This window comes from Limosilactobacillus panis DSM 6035 (assembly GCF_001435935.1).
GTDB lineage: Bacteria > Bacillota > Bacilli > Lactobacillales > Lactobacillaceae > Limosilactobacillus > Limosilactobacillus panis.
The window spans coordinates 24,201-39,539 of sequence record NZ_AZGM01000013.1; the positions used below are offsets into that span (position 1 = coordinate 24,201).

Below are 15,339 nucleotides of genomic sequence, written 5' to 3' on the forward strand. Positions count from 1 at the left end.
AATGAAGCAAGCAATGACACCGGAAGAAATTAAAGAAAAGAAGCCCTACCTGGACTGGAGCCTGAGCGAGGACGAGTACAACTACATCAGTGAAAAGCTGCTGGGCCGCCTACCTAACTACACCGAGACGGGGCTCTTTTCCGCCATGTGGAGTGAACACTGTTCTTACAAGAAGTCTAAGCCGGTCCTCCGCCTGTTCCCTAACAAGAACGCCCGCGTTTTGCAGGGCCCTGGTGAGGGGGCCGGGGTGGTTGACATTGATGATGGCCAGGCCGTTGTCTTCAAGGCGGAAAGCCACAATCACCCGACGACCGTGGAGCCCTACCAGGGGGCCGCAACCGGGATCGGGGGGATTTTAAGAGACATCTTCAGCATGGGGGCCCGTCCCGTGGCATCGCTTGATTCCCTTCACTTTGGTGAGCTTGACAATAATACGACCCGGATGAAGGTCACCGGAACTGTCCGGGGAATCGGTGACTACGGTAACTGCATGGGGATCCCGACCGTTGCTGGTGAGACCACCTTTGATCCCTGCTACCAGGGCAACGTTTTATGTAACGCGATGAGCGTTGGCCTGATGGACCAAAAGGACATCCAAAAGGGGAAGGCCGCCGGTATCGGTAACGCGGTCATGTACGTCGGTGCCAAAACCGGTCGGGATGGCATTCATGGGGCCACCTTTGCCTCCGCTGACTTTAGTGACGAAAACGCCACCCAGCGTTCGGCCGTCCAGGTGGGGGACCCGTTCATGGAAAAACTCCTGCTCGAAGCTTGCCTGGAAGTGATCACCAAGCACCCCGACTGGCTGGTCGGCATCCAGGACATGGGGGCCGCCGGCATCGTTTCCTCAAGTGCGGAAATGGCTTCCGAGGGGAAGAGCGGGATGGAATTAGACCTCGACCTGGTTCCCCAGCGGGAGACGGGGATGTCCGCTTACGAAATTATGCTGAGCGAGTCCCAGGAACGGATGCTCCTCTGTGTTAACAAGGGCCACGAGGAGGACGTTAAAAAGATTTTTGACGACTACGACCTCGATGCCGTCACGATTGGCCGGATCACGGCGGGTCATCAGTACGTCCTCCACCACGATGGCCAGGTTGTGTGTGACATTCCGGTGGCTAGTTTGACCGACGATGTCCTGGAAGAAGCCAGCGAAGAAAAGAAGCCGGCCCGGATTACCAAAGCGGAAGGGCAACCGGCATGGCGGCCCCAGATTACGAACGCGGAAGAGGCCCTGCGGCGCCTCCTCCAGCAGAGCACGGTGGCCGACAAGCAATGCCTCTACCAGCAATACGACTCCCAGGTCCGGACCTGCACCGTGGTGGGCCCCGGGAGTGACGCCGGTGTTATCCGGGTGCGCGGCACCAAGAAGGGCCTGGCAATGACAACTGATGGCAACGGCCGCTTTGTTTACCTGAGCCCTAAGGTTGGTGGCAAGATTGCCCTGGTGGAAGCGGCCTGCAACATCGTCGCTGCCGGGGCCGAGCCACTGGCGATTACCGATTGCCTGAACTACGGTGACCCTAACGATCCCGAAATTTTCTGGGAGCTCCACCAGTCGGTTCAGGGGATGGCTGATGCCTGTCGGGCCCTTGACACCCCCGTCATTTCCGGAAACGTGTCTTTGTACAACGAAAACAATGGGCACGCCATTCACCCAACGCCGATGGTCGGCATGGTGGGCCTAATCAAGGATATTGACCGGGTTGTACCATCGTTTGCTCAGCACGCTGGGGACCACGTTTACCTGATTGGAAAAACCGCTGATGATTTTGCCGGGTCCGAATTACAAAAGATGGTCCAGGGCGACATCAGCGGGGCCCTAAACGACGTTGACCTTGACCGTATCCACGACAACTTGCGGCACTTACTGAGTGAAATGCAGGCCGGCCACGTCGCCAGTGCCCATGACCTCAGTGAAGGCGGCCTAGGGGTGGCCCTCAGCGAAACCCTCTTTAAGACTGACCTGGGAATGGACCTGGACCTGCGTGACCTCACCGCCGCCCAGTTGTTCAGCGAAACCCCTGGTCGGCTGGTGGTTACCGTTCCCGAAGAGCAGGTGGCAGTCTTTGAGAAATCTCTCGGCGACAATGCCAAGCACATCGGGACGGTTACCAACACCCACTGGCTTGAGGCCCACCTGGCGGATGCGGAGGTCAACCAAAACGTTACCGAACTACAACGGCTGTGGGAGGAGGCTTTACCGTGCCAGCTGAAATCAAAGGATTAAATGAGGAATGCGGAGTCTTCGGTGTCTTTGGTGCCCCAGATGCCAGCCAGTTAGCCTACTATGGCTTACATACCCTCCAGCACCGGGGCCAGGAGGGGGCCGGAATCGTTTCTAGTGATGGCCAGCACCTTTATCAGCACCGTGACCGCGGCTTGTTAGCCGAGGTGTTCGCTGATCCGGCCGAACTAAAACGGCTGGTTGGGAATGCAGCAATCGGCCACGTCCGTTACGGGACCAGTGGTCACAACTCGATTGCTAACGTTCAGCCCTTCCTCTTCCGCTTTCATGATGGTGATGTCGCCCTCGCCCATAACGGTAACCTGACCAATGCGGTCACCCTGCGGCGCCAGCTTGAAGACGAGGGGGCGGTCTTCCAGTCCGATTCCGACACTGAAATCCTGATTCACCTGATCCGTAAGCACATCAAGGAGGGCTTTATCCCCGCCCTGAAGAAGAGCCTGAACCAGGTTCACGGCGGCTTTGCCTACCTGCTTTTGCAAAGGGACCGAATGATTGCCGCCTTAGACCCCAACGGTATTCGACCCCTGTGCATCGGTCAGTTGGCCAACGGCGCGTACGTGGTGGCCAGTGAGACCTGCGCCCTTGACATTATTAACGCCCGGTTTATCCGCGATGTCCAACCGGGCGAGCTGATTATCATCGACAAGGCCGGTCTCCACATTGACCACTACACGACCGATACCCAACTGGCAATTTGCTCGATGGAGTACATCTACTTTGCCCGGCCGGATTCCATCATCCACGGGGTGACCGTTCACAACGCCCGCAAGGAGATGGGCCGGCGGCTAGCCCAAGAACACCCGGTCGATGCCGACATGGTAATCGGGGTGCCGAACTCATCGCTTTCGGCGGCTTCTGGGTATGCCGAAGAGATTGGATTACCTTACGAAATGGGGCTGATCAAGAGCCAGTACGTTGCTCGGACCTTCATCCAACCAACCCAGGCCCTCCGCGAACGGGGTGTCCACCTCAAGTTGTCCGCCGTCCGCGGGGTCGTAAATGGCAAACGGGTTGCCGTGGTTGATGATTCCATCGTCCGGGGAACCACCTCCAAGCAGATCATCAAGATGCTGCGCGATGCGGGTGCCAAGGAAGTTCATATGTTGATTGCCTCGCCCCCGTTTAAATTTCCGTGCTTCTACGGCATTGATATTTCAACCCGGTCGGAACTGTTTGCGGACCATTACTCGGTTGAAGAGATGCGGCAAAAGATCGGGGCCGACTCCCTGAGCTTTCTAAGTGTGGACAGTCTGATCAAGGCTATCAACGTTCCAGATGCCGGGGATGCCCCGCATGGCGGCCTGACGGTGGCGTACTTTAATGGCGACTACCCGACGCCGCTTTACGACTACGAGGCTGGCTACATGAAGTCACTGAATGAACAGGAACAAAGGGAAAGAAAGGAGCGGACGCAGCGATGAACCGTTATCAAGAAGCCGGCGTTGACGTTAACGCGGGTTACAACCTGGTGAAGCGGATTAGAAACGCCGTGAGTTCAACGAACCGGCCGGGCGTGGTCGGCGGAATCGGCAGTTTCGGCGGGCTCTTCGATTTGGGCGTGTTACATGTGAAACACCCCATCCTCGTTTCCGGAACGGACGGGGTCGGGACCAAACTGCTGATTGCCCAACGGATGAACAAGCACGACACGATCGGCATCGACGTGGTGGCCATGTGCGTCAATGACGTTTTGGCCCAGGGTGCCGAGCCGCTCTTCTTTCTTGACTACATTGCCACCGGCCACAACGACCCAGCCAAGATGGCGGAAATCGTGAGCGGGGTGGCAGCCGGCTGCCGGCAAGCGGGTGCTGCATTGGTCGGCGGTGAGACTGCTGAGATGCCAGACATGTATGCACAAGACGAGTACGACCTGGCAGGGACCGTCACTGGTGTGGTTGATAAGTCGGCCATGCTGACGGCGGACCTTCCGCAAGCAGGGGATGTTTTATTGGGCCTGCCATCGTCGGGCCTCCACTCCAATGGCTTTTCACTCGTGCGGCAGATCCTGTTTAAAGACCACCACGTTGACCTTAGCGACCGGCCGGCAGACCTCGGCGGGCAAAGTGTTGGCGCGGCGATCCTCGCCCCCACCAAGATTTACGTTGACGCGGTCCTGCCCCTGATTCAGCAAAAGCTCATTCATGGGATTGGCCACATCACCGGTGGGGGACTGATTGAAAATGTTCCCCGGATGTTTAACGATGACCTGCAAGCGGTAATCAACGGTCAGGCCTGGCCACAGCTGCCGATATTTAACTATTTACGGAAGCTCGGTAACCTGGCGCTAGCCGATTGCTGGCAAACCTTCAACATGGGAATTGGCCTGGTCCTGGCGGTTGCTCCTGAACAGGTGACAGCGGTCGAGGAGGACCTGACAAAGCGTAACCAGAAAGCGTACCGGATTGGCTGCTTGCAAGCACGACCAGCCGGCGCAGCCAAAATTAAGATCAAGTGAGGCATTCAATATGAAAGTGGCAATTTTTGCATCGGGTAACGGAACGAACTTTGAAGAACTTACCCGTCATTTCCTGGCGGGCGACCTTCCTGGTGAGTTGAGTTTGCTCTTTTGCAACCACCCGGACGCACCGGTGATGGACCGGGCGGACCGCCTTGGCATCCCCAGCGAGAGCTTTACAGTTAAGTCCTGCGGAGGTAAAAAAGCCTATGAAAATAAGCTCCTCAGGGTATTAGATAAGTATCAAATCGACTTTATTGTCTTGGCGGGCTATCTGCGGGTGGTGGGCCCAACAATCCTTAATAAATATGACCACCGGATTATTAACCTCCACCCCGCCTGGTTACCGGAATACCCGGGATTACACTCCATTGAACGGGCCTTCAATGACCACCAAAAGCAAACCGGGGTAACGGTTCACTACATTGATGCTAACCTTGACTCGGGCCCAATTATTGCCCAGTGTCACGTGCCCATCCTGGCAAGTGATACGGTGACGACACTTGAAGAGCGGGTCCACGCAACAGAACACCAGCTTTACCCATTAGCACTACGAGAAGCTTTGATTGCAGCAGGAGAAAAGGAGTAAGAAAAATGAAGCGAGCATTGGTAAGCGTATCTGACAAGACCAACCTGGTTCCCTTCGTCAAGGGCCTTGTCGCAAACAACTACGAAATTGTATCAACCGGTGGTACCAAGAAGGTCCTCGACGATGCCGGAATAAAGACAACCGGCATTGAGGACGTAACCCACTTTCCAGAAATCCTGGACGGCCGGGTTAAGACCCTTAATCCATACGTACATGGTGGCTTGTTAGCCCGCCGGGAGTTGCCGGAACACATGGCGACCCTGAAGAAGTTGAACATCACCCCAATTGACCTAGTCTGTGTCAACCTCTACCCGTTTAAGGAGACGATTGAAAAACCAGACGTTAAACTGGCGGATGCCATCGAAAACATTGATATTGGTGGCCCATCGATGGTCCGGTCGGCAGCTAAGAACTATCGTGACGTTACCATTGTGGTTGACCAGGCGGACTATGATCAGGTGCTGGCCGAAATTGAAGATGGTGGGGATACCACCTTGGATACGCGTGCTAAGTTAGCGGCCAAGGCCTTCCGTCACACTGCGGCATATGACGCTCTAATTTCCCAATACCTGACCAAGCAAAACGGCCTGGCTGATCCGGAAAAGCTGACCTTGACCTGGGACCTCAAGGGAACGATGCGTTACGGTGAAAACAGTCACCAGCAGGCTTGGTTGTACGAAGACGCCCTGCCTAAGTCGTACTCTGTTCTGGCCGCTAAGCAGCTGCACGGTAAGAAGCCTTCCTACAACAATATCAAGGATGCCGATGAGGCCCTGCGGTGCATTCGTGAATTCGACCGGCCAACCGTGGTGGCGATGAAGCACATGAACCCGTGCGGCATTGGTCAGGGGGCAAATCTGGAACAGGCTTGGGACCGGGCGTACAAAGCCGACAAGGTATCGATTTTTGGCGGGGTGATTGCCCTAAATCGCCAGGTCGACCTGGCAACTGCCGAAAAGATGCACAAGATCTTTCTGGAAATTGTTATTGCCCCCGGCTTTGACGACGACGCCTACGCAGTCCTTGCCAAGAAGAAAAACATCCGCCTGCTTACCGTGGACTTCAGTAAGAAGGATGAGCAACCACGGCACGAGGTTGTTTCGGTCATGGGAGGACTCTTGATGCAAGAACAAGACGTCCTTAATGAGGACTACCACGACTGGAAGTGCATCACGGACGTTAAACCAACCGAAGATCAGCTGAAAACGCTGATGTTTGCCTGGAAGGCGGTCAAGCACGCCAAGTCCAATGCAATCGTCGTTGCCAATGATGAGCGGACTCTGGGCGTTGGCGAGGGGCAGCCAAACCGTATCGACTCCCTGAAGATTGCGGTTAAGCACGCCGGCAGTGCCATCGATGACCGGGCGGTAATGGCCAGTGACGCCTTCTTCCCGTTTGGTGACTGCGTTGAATTTGCTGGTCAGCACGGCATTAAGGCGGTTGTCCAGCCTGGTGGTTCGATTCGGGACCAGGAATCAATTGATATGGCTAATAAGTACGGCATTGCAATGGTAACGACAGGTGTCCGGCACTTCCGGCACTAAAACACAGGGGGTCAATCATGGTTGAGAAGGTCAATGTACTAGTTGTTGGCGAAGGTGGGCGTGAGTTTGCCATTGCCAAGAAGCTTCAGGAAAGTGAACATGTCAAGCAGGTTTACTGTGCACCTGGTAACGTGGGGATGTCGGCAGTTGGCGTCCAACCCGTTGATATTGCAGAAACTGATTTTGCGGGTTTGATTGACTTCGCAAAATCCCACAAGGTTGTGTGGACCTTTGTTGGGCCTGAAGACTGCCTGGTCGACGGGATTGTGGATGACTTTGCAGCGGCTGGGTTAAAGGCGTTTGGCCCGAATGCCCGGGCGGCACAGCTGGAGGGTTCAAAGGACTATGCTTTAAACTTCATGAATAATTATGGGGTCCCAACGGCCCGACACGCTTCCTACCGTGACCAGACTGCCGCGATTGCTAGTGTTGACCAGTTCGGCTTCCCGGTGGTCATTAAGGAAAACGGTCTCGCTGGTGGCAAGGGGGTTGTCATCGCCCGTGACCGGGCAACGGCGGTCCAGACAATCAAGGAGATGTTTGCTGGTGGTCAGGCCCGGCTGGTACTGGAAGAATGCCTGGTTGGCCAGGAGTATTCAATGTTTGTCCTCTTAAGCAACGGCCACTACCGAATTCTCCCGATGGCCCAGGACCACAAACGGGCCTATGATGGTGACAAGGGCCCGAATACTGGCGGAATGGGGGCTTATAGCCCGCTTCCCCAGCTGAGCGCAACGGACCGCCAAGCAATGGTCGACCAGGTGGTTACGCCAACGGTTAACGGACTAGTTAAGGGTGAGTACCACTACCACGGGATTCTTTACATCGGCCTGATTATGACGGTGGCGGGTCCCAAGGTGATTGAATACAACGTGCGCTTAGGCGACCCAGAAACCCAGGTGATCTTGCCCCGGCTGAAGACCGACCTGTTTGAATTGGTTGACCGGGCCTTGAATGACCAGCCCCTTCCTGAGGTGGAAGTTGACTCCCGAGCTAGCTTTGGGGTCGTTCTGGCCTCAAAGGGGTACCCACAAAAGCCAATTCACGGGCAGAAACTGGGGGCCATGCCGCAAATGGCCGGCGTGGATATTGACTATGCCAACGTTAGCGGGACTTTGGCGGACCTTCAGGGAGCTGGTGGCCGGCTGCTGATGGTCCTTACCCAGGCAACCACCCTACAAAAAGCTCATGACCGGGTATACGCATACCTAAGTCAGTTAGATAAACCAGAATGTTTCTACCGGAACGACATTGGGGCTAAAGCCGGACTATGATCAGAAAAACACGACCGCCCTATTGGAATTTAGTAGCGATTGGATTAAAATGGGAAGGTATGCTATACAAATAGTGATTTTAAGAAGAAAGAGGTCAATTTGAACATGGCTAAATTAGTACTTATCCGTCACGGTCAAAGTGAATGGAACTTATCTAACCAATTTACTGGTTGGGTGGACGTTGACTTGAGCGAAAAGGGTGTTGAACAAGCAAAGAATGCTGGTAAGACCCTCAAGGAACACGGCATTGAATTCGACTATGCTTACACTTCAGTTTTGAAGCGGGCAATCAAGACTTTGCACTACGCTCTTGAAGAATGCGACCAACTTTGGATTCCTGAATACAAGACTTGGCGTTTGAACGAACGTCACTACGGTGCTCTTCAAGGCCACAACAAGAAGAAGGCTGCTGAAAAGTACGGTGACGAACAAGTTCACATTTGGCGTCGTTCATACGATGTTTTGCCACCACTGCTGAGTGCGGATGACGAAGGTTCTGCTGCTAAGGACCGTCGCTACGCCAGCTTGGACCCACGGGCTATTCCTGGTGGTGAAAACTTGAAGGTTACCCTGGAACGGGTTATTCCTTTGTGGCAAGACCAAATTGCTCCAAAGCTGCTTGACGGTAAGAACGTTATCATTGCTGCCCACGGTAACTCCCTGCGTGCTTTGAGCAAGTACATCGAAAACATTTCTGACGAAGACATCATGAAACTGGAAATGGCTACTGGCCAACCAGTTGTCTACGACTTCGACGACAAGCTCAACGTATTGAGCAAGGAAAAGTACTAAAAAAGAAGAGGACGGAAAATAAGCTTCTCGGCGGTCCCGTACGGCTAGCATAGGACGGAGGTTGACGCTGAAAGCGTCGGCCTTCGTTCGTAGCTAGACGCTAGGGACGCGCTTATTTTCCGTAACTACGTATATAATATTTTTAGCAGCCGTACTTAATATAAAGAAAATTCCCGATCAGCTGACCGGGAATTTTTTTCTTAAAAAAATTGAAAAAAGTGCGAAGATTAGCCCAAAGAATTGAGCTCAGCGCACTTTGTGTTATTATGGAAACTAAACTGATTAAAAGGTGGACGAAATAACAAATGAGAATACAACGTAGTTTATCATTGAGGGATTTTATCAAAGACCTTAAGAAACTAGTAAAAACCCGGTACCTTTCTGCAATGTGGCCCGTGGGCGGGATTACAATTATCTATATTGCCCTGGTTTGCATCTTGGGATTCTTCTCCGCAAGCATCTTCTCATCGATGGCGATGAGCATGATGATGATTATGTACGGAATGACTTCACCAATGGCACTGCTGGCCGGCCTTCTAGAAGTGTTGGCCGGATTAGCCGTTGCCGTTGCCCTGGCCTTCTTTTATAACTTCTTCACAGTTGGTGTCCAATACGCCTACCAAGACCGCTTGGTAAATCCAAACCAACCGGTCAATGCTGGTTCAATCTGGTTGCACTTTAAGCACCTCCGTAAGAATCAACTATGGCGGATTGCCCTGTACATGGGTTTGTTTATCTTCCTGTGGAGCCTACCACTGAACATCATCGCGGATGTTGTTGGTGGCTTGACTCACAACGCCATGTGGCTGCGGGGAATCCAGTTTCTAAACGATATTGTGATTGCCTGGAAGACAATTGAATATTCCCAGTCATACTTCCTTTACCGAGAGAAGCAACCACAATTCTTAGGCCAGTCAATGCGGCACGCTCTGACGGCTAGTCGGCGCTTCATGGGCGGCCGGAAATGGAACTACTTCCTGGTAATGCTGGTAGTTGTCTTCGTTCCAATCTTTGTCTGGGCTGTAATCTTTGGTGGCTTGGCATTTTACGGCAACTACACAGCAACCTACGTGCTGACTTACATTGGCTTGCTAATTACTATCTTGGGGATTGTCTGCTACCTACCAGTGGTCTTCGCTGCACAGGCACTTTACTATGTTAAGAGTGAAGAAGATCCGACCCAAGATGTTGATGAGGCCTTCAAGGACACCTTTAAACCGGTGGCTGAATTGACTGGTGAAGCATATGTCCACGAAGTTTACGCCCCTAAGAAGGAGAAGAAGCAGCCTTCACCGGTTGCCAAAAAGAGTAAGGATCATAAGCCAGAAGCAAAGAAAAACGATAAATAAGTAGCCTTAGTTGATACATTGCCCCAGCGTCTGAATCTTCCAGGTGCTGGGACTTTAATATGCTATTAAAGTGGTAAATGTGCAGTTCTGTCTCATTAAAATACACTTTTATTATTTGTTCATTGAAACCAGCGACGAAACATTAATATAATGAAAGCAATACTACAATAGAAAGTTGGATTGGATGTTAAAAAAACAAATAAGAAAGGGATATTTGTTTTGGAGTATTTTGAGCGTAGTTACGCTCCTATGTTTTCTGGGGACGGCGGGCCAATTAATGACTCACCTAGGCGGTCATCCGGCTTACTTTGCTGGTTGGTGGCTGGTTAAAATGACCGTTAGTGCTTTGGTGGTCATCGTTCCTATCTTGATTGGGGCGGGCCAGCACTACCCAAAGCGCCGGCTAGGGATGACAGTCTGCCTGTGGTTACTGGGGGCCCTGGGCTTTATCTGGGCTAAATACACGACTCAGCCAATTCTTAGCACTAGTCAACCGTCACCGGAACTGTACGTTGGTCAGGAAGTCTTTATTGCCTGGCTAGTCGGGACGGGTCTTTTTATTTTTGCCCGGCCCCTTCAACGACTCCTGCACCGGTGGTCAATTGATCACCGCCGTCACTGGCTGATTACCATTACGGTGGCCTTCTTTGTTATCCGCTTATTTAATGGCTACGACCTCCTTGGCTTTCACCATGGGACCAGCCTGGTCTGGTTTGGCTACCTCTTTGCGGCGGGGGATTGGCTGGTCAATGACCGTGAATGGCTAAAGAAGTGGCCAACCTGGCTGTACGGACTGCTGACGGTGGCCATGTTCTGCCTTTCCGGAATCATGACCTGGCTAAACATGAGCCGGATCATCTACAGCCCCCACCAGGGTTTTACGCCGAATTACCACTACTTACTGGCAATAAATGCTTACCAGCCAGTGGTGATCATTACTTGTCTGCTCGCCTTTGCCTGGGCTATCAGGGGGACAACAAATAAGTGGGCTAACGACCATAACATCGTGCAGGGGATTCTCCTACTGGGCCTACTGGGAACACCCCAAGCGGTAACCCCAATTCTGGTGCCGACGGTGAAGTGGCCGCTGGTGACTACACTGGCCAGCTTTCTGGCAGTCCTCTTGCTGGGCTTACCATGGTTAATCACCAGAATTGACTGGGCAATCGACACCAACTGGCGGGGGCTTTTAGCCTGGGGGAAGCAGTTTGCAAAGCGCTTCTGGCCAGTTCTACTGACCTACGCCATTCTGTGGCTGATCACGGTGGCCTCGTTTGCCATCCTTTGGAACAATGACCTCACAATGGTCCAGTGGGTAGTGACCCAGCGGGCGAAGATTGTGACGGTTAACGTCTTAATCATCTTTGCCATTGTCCTCTTGCTGATGGCCCTGACCAATCGTTGGTGGCTTAGCAGCGGTATCGGCATTGTCTTCTACCTTGGCTGGCTGGTGGCATCTGTCTTGAAGATTACGGCCCGTAATGAGCCCATCCTGCCGACTGATGTCTCCACCGTTACGGCCCCGGGCGAACTGCTGGGGATGGTGAACCCCTGGGTCTTGGTGGGCGTACTAGTTGGCATCGCCCTGTTAGTTGTCATTTTTGCCTGGGTGGAACACCGCTACGGGAAGCCAACCCGCTTCAGTGTGGGGGCCCGGATAATCGTCGCAGTTTTCGCCGTGCTGTTTTTGGCCAGCTTTACCTGGGCCAACCACAGTAAGTCAATCGTCTTTAAGCAGTTGCAACGGCTGGACGATACTCCCTACTTCTACAGCCAGATTCGGGGCGCCCGGATGAACGGGACCTTGTTACAGTTTGCCAATAACGTTGATGTCCACGTCATGACCAAGCCGACGGGTTACACCAAGGCACGGATGGATCAAATTGAGCGGCGCTACGCTCAAGCCGGCGTGAAAATTAACCAGCAGCGGACCCACCAGAACGTGGGCAAGCAGAACCTGGTATTTGTCCTGAGTGAAAGCTTTGCTGACCCTCGCCGGGTACCGGGGATGAAGGTAAGTGGCGGTGACCCACTGCCGTTTCTGCACCAGTTTAAGCAACGAACGACCAGTGGCCTGATGATCAGTTCTGGTTACGGTGGGGGAACCGCCAACATGGAGTACCAGGCACTGACGGGGCTGTCGATTGCTAACTTCTCACCAACGATGCCGACACCGTACTCACAGTTAGTGCCCTACCAGCGACGCACCTTCACCATTAACCGCCTTTTCCACTACGCGATCGGTATTCACCCGTTCACGGCTAACCTGTATAGTCGGAAGACGGTTTATAAGAAGTTTGGTTTTAAGAAGTTCTACCACTTTGATGGTGGGAACAAGATTACCTACAAGAGCAAGATCCAAAACAATCCGCGGGTGAGCGATGACTCGACCTATAAGGAAATCGACCTGAACCTTCACCGCCGGCCCCATGGTAAGTTTATCCAGGTGGCCACGATGCAAAACCACATGCCGTACCGGCCGGAATACTACCACAAGCGGCAGTACCACGTTTCCGGACGGGGCTTTAAAAACGCCGACCAGCAGGGGCAAATTGAGGCCTATATCCAAGGAATTCACTATACGGACCAGGCTTTGGACGGGTGGATTCACCAAGTCGACGAGATGAAGCAGCCGACGACAATCGTCTGGTATGGCGACCACCTGCCGGGAATTTACCATGGTCTGCCGATGAGCAAGTACGGAATTCCGCTGCACGAAACGGACTACTTCATTTATAGCAATAAGGCCGCCCGGCGGATGAACAAGGACCGGCTGACGGCCCAGCATAAGATTGTCGGTCCCAACGACTTTTCCGCGATGGCCCTGGCCAAGATGGATGTTAAGGTATCACCTTTCTACGCCCTCTTAACGGAGGTTGAGGAAGACCTGCCGGCAATTTCGCTGCCAACCAACGGAACGGCGAAGAATAACACCGCCCACCAGAGCGGAATCTCGTTTGTCAACCAGCGGGGCCAGCGCACGAAGCTGGATGCCAAGCAGCGCAAGCTCTTTAACGACTACCGACTGGTTCAGTATGACCTGACGGCCGGTCATCACTACCTATTGAAGGATAGTTTCCTCAAACAGGTTGCAAAGTAGCTTGACAGGAGTAAACGAAAGTCGGTACAATAACGTCAACTATAAAAGGGCGTTGAGGCAAGACCCAGTAGTTGACCAGTGGACATTCAGAGAGCAGGCGGTGATTGCGAGCCTGCCAGGCTGGGAAAACGAATTACACTTGTTGAGCCCGTCTTTGATCGGATCGTCCCGTTATCGGCGAGAGTGGTGGTTCATTTGAACTGCAATTCAAGGTGGTAACGCGGTTAAATCGTCCCTGACTTCATTTTAGAAGTCAGGGATTTTTTGTATCCGTGGATGTTTTAGGAGGGACATTGCATGAACATTATTGATGATTTGAAATGGCGTGGGGCGATTAACCAGGCCACGGACTTAGACGCACTGAAGAAACTGACGGAGGATAAGCATATTGCCCTGTACTGCGGGACTGACCCAACCGGTGACAGTTTGCACATTGGCCACCTGATTCCGTTCATGATTCTGAAACGGTTCCAGTTGGCTGGTCACCACCCGGTAATTATCATCGGTGGAGGAACCGGTGCGATTGGGGACCCATCTGGTCGTAAGAGTGAACGACAACTACAGACGATGGACCAGGTTCACCACAACGAAGAAGCCCTGACAGCCCAGATGAAGAAGTTGTTTGGAACCGAAAACTTCACCATCGTTAACAACTACGACTGGCTTTCCAAGATTAGCCTCCTGGACTTCTTGCGGGACTACGGGAAGCTGTTCAACATTAACACGATGCTTAATAAGGAGGTTGTGGCTAGCCGTCTGGAAGCCGGGATCTCATTTACGGAGTTTACCTACCAAATCCTCCAGTCAGTCGACTTCTTACACCTGTACCGGCATAATGATGTTCAACTGCAGATTGGTGGTTCTGATCAGTGGGGAAACATCACGGCCGGAATTGACCTGATTCACAAGGTGGAAGGCCCAGAGACAAAGGTTTACGGCTTGACGATTCCGCTGATGCTGAAGGCTGACGGAACAAAGTTTGGCAAGACTGCCGGTGGAGCCGTCTGGCTTGACCCGAAGAAGACTTCCCCATACGAGTTCTACCAGTTCTGGATTAACCAGGATGACCGCGACGTTGTTAAGTACCTGAAGTACTTCACCTTCCTTTCTAAGGAAGAAATTAATGACCTCGCTGAAAAGGTAGAGAAGGAGCCATGGAAGCGTGAGGCACAACGGCGGCTCGCGGAAGAAGTAACGAAGTTTGTTCATGGTGAAAAAGCGGTTGAAGAGGCGGAAGGGATTAGTAAGGCTCTCTTCTCCGGGGATGTTGCTGACCTATCAGTCGCCGAAATTGAACAAGGTTTTAAGAATATGCCATCAGTTGATGTTGAAAATAAGAAGGAAAATATTATTATCTGGTTAACCGATAACGGGATTGAACCATCACGTCGACAGGCTCGGCAAGATGTTTCTAACGGTGCCATCCGAATTAATGGGGAAAAGGTCGACGATGTTGATGCAGAAATTGACCCAAGCAGCCACTTTGACGGCAAGTTTGTTATTGTCCGCCGGGGGAAGAAGAATTACTTCCTGGCCCGGGTAAAATAAATTTTAGAATTTAATGTTTGCAAAAGCCCTCGCTAAAGGATAAATAAGCGGGGACTTTTAGTTTTAAAATGACGATGTTCGAACAATAAAAAGGATGCAATAGATGAAAGTTCAGCGTTACTGATTTACGCTCAAGGAAAGTATAAATAGCGCTTGACGCTTGTTCGAATACCATGTATTATATTTAACGTTGTCACAGGGATGACGGATTGGTTACAATTCTTTAACAAGAAAGTTAAACTTCTTGTTGACAGGTCTTTGGCAGCATGATATATTATAAAAGCTGTTTGTTAATAAGTTGACTTAATTAATTGAAATTAATTGTTGACCTTGATGAGCAGATTTGATATAATGATAAATGTTAGTTGACTACTTAGCTGACTAACTGGTAGACCTTTGAAAACTGAACAAAGTTTCGACGAATCAAATGTGTAGGG

The 15,339-nt window shown here is 52.2% G+C and carries 10 protein-coding genes; all 10 read left to right on the top strand.

The window, feature by feature from the left end; translation table 11 throughout:
* The first annotated feature begins 1 nt into the window (after nucleotide 1).
* The 10 genes from purL (at nucleotide 2) to tyrS (ending at nucleotide 14,902) form a co-directional block, all read left to right on the top strand.
* Nucleotides 2-2,230 (top strand): phosphoribosylformylglycinamidine synthase subunit PurL, encoded by a 2,229-nt coding sequence (purL, locus tag FD32_RS00580; protein ID WP_056962078.1) that lies wholly within the window; start codon nucleotides 2-4, stop codon nucleotides 2,228-2,230.
* A complete protein-coding gene (gene purF, locus FD32_RS00585) occupies nucleotides 2,206-3,672 on the top strand; it encodes an amidophosphoribosyltransferase (RefSeq protein ID WP_047770589.1) in 1,467 nt (488 codons plus the stop codon). Before purL ends, purF begins: the two co-directional genes overlap by 25 nt.
* On the top strand, nucleotides 3,669-4,706 hold the full coding sequence (purM, locus tag FD32_RS00590) for a phosphoribosylformylglycinamidine cyclo-ligase (RefSeq protein ID WP_047770587.1): 1,038 nt from the start codon (nucleotides 3,669-3,671) through the stop codon (nucleotides 4,704-4,706). Before purF ends, purM begins: the two co-directional genes overlap by 4 nt.
* Nucleotides 4,707-4,716: 10 nt before the next feature.
* Nucleotides 4,717-5,295 carry a phosphoribosylglycinamide formyltransferase gene (gene purN, locus FD32_RS00595; RefSeq protein ID WP_047770585.1) on the top strand — a complete coding sequence of 193 codons (579 nt, stop codon included), beginning with the start codon at nucleotides 4,717-4,719 and terminating at the stop codon, nucleotides 5,293-5,295.
* A gap of 5 nt (nucleotides 5,296-5,300) precedes the next feature.
* The gene (gene purH / locus FD32_RS00600; protein ID WP_047770583.1) at nucleotides 5,301-6,839 is read left to right on the top strand and encodes a bifunctional phosphoribosylaminoimidazolecarboxamide formyltransferase/IMP cyclohydrolase; all 1,539 of its coding nucleotides are present in this window, start codon (nucleotides 5,301-5,303) and stop codon (nucleotides 6,837-6,839) included.
* A gap of 17 nt (nucleotides 6,840-6,856) precedes the next feature.
* Nucleotides 6,857-8,113, top strand: coding sequence for a phosphoribosylamine--glycine ligase (gene purD / locus FD32_RS00605; RefSeq protein ID WP_047770581.1), 1,257 nt, complete (start codon nucleotides 6,857-6,859; stop codon nucleotides 8,111-8,113).
* Nucleotides 8,114-8,218: 105 nt separating this feature from the next.
* Nucleotides 8,219-8,905, top strand: a complete 687-nt coding sequence (locus FD32_RS00610; RefSeq protein ID WP_056962079.1) for a 2,3-diphosphoglycerate-dependent phosphoglycerate mutase — start codon at nucleotides 8,219-8,221, stop codon at nucleotides 8,903-8,905.
* Between the two features lie 305 nt (nucleotides 8,906-9,210).
* Nucleotides 9,211-10,254, top strand: a complete 1,044-nt coding sequence (locus FD32_RS00615; RefSeq protein ID WP_047770577.1) for a hypothetical protein — start codon at nucleotides 9,211-9,213, stop codon at nucleotides 10,252-10,254.
* Between the two features lie 277 nt (nucleotides 10,255-10,531).
* A complete protein-coding gene (locus FD32_RS00620) occupies nucleotides 10,532-13,354 on the top strand; it encodes an LTA synthase family protein (protein WP_053003087.1) in 2,823 nt (940 codons plus the stop codon).
* Nucleotides 13,355-13,651: 297 nt separating this feature from the next.
* Complete coding sequence (tyrS, locus tag FD32_RS00625; RefSeq protein ID WP_047770575.1) at nucleotides 13,652-14,902, top strand: tyrosine--tRNA ligase; 1,251 nt, start codon at nucleotides 13,652-13,654, stop codon at nucleotides 14,900-14,902.
* Nucleotides 14,903-15,339 lie beyond the last annotated feature (437 nt).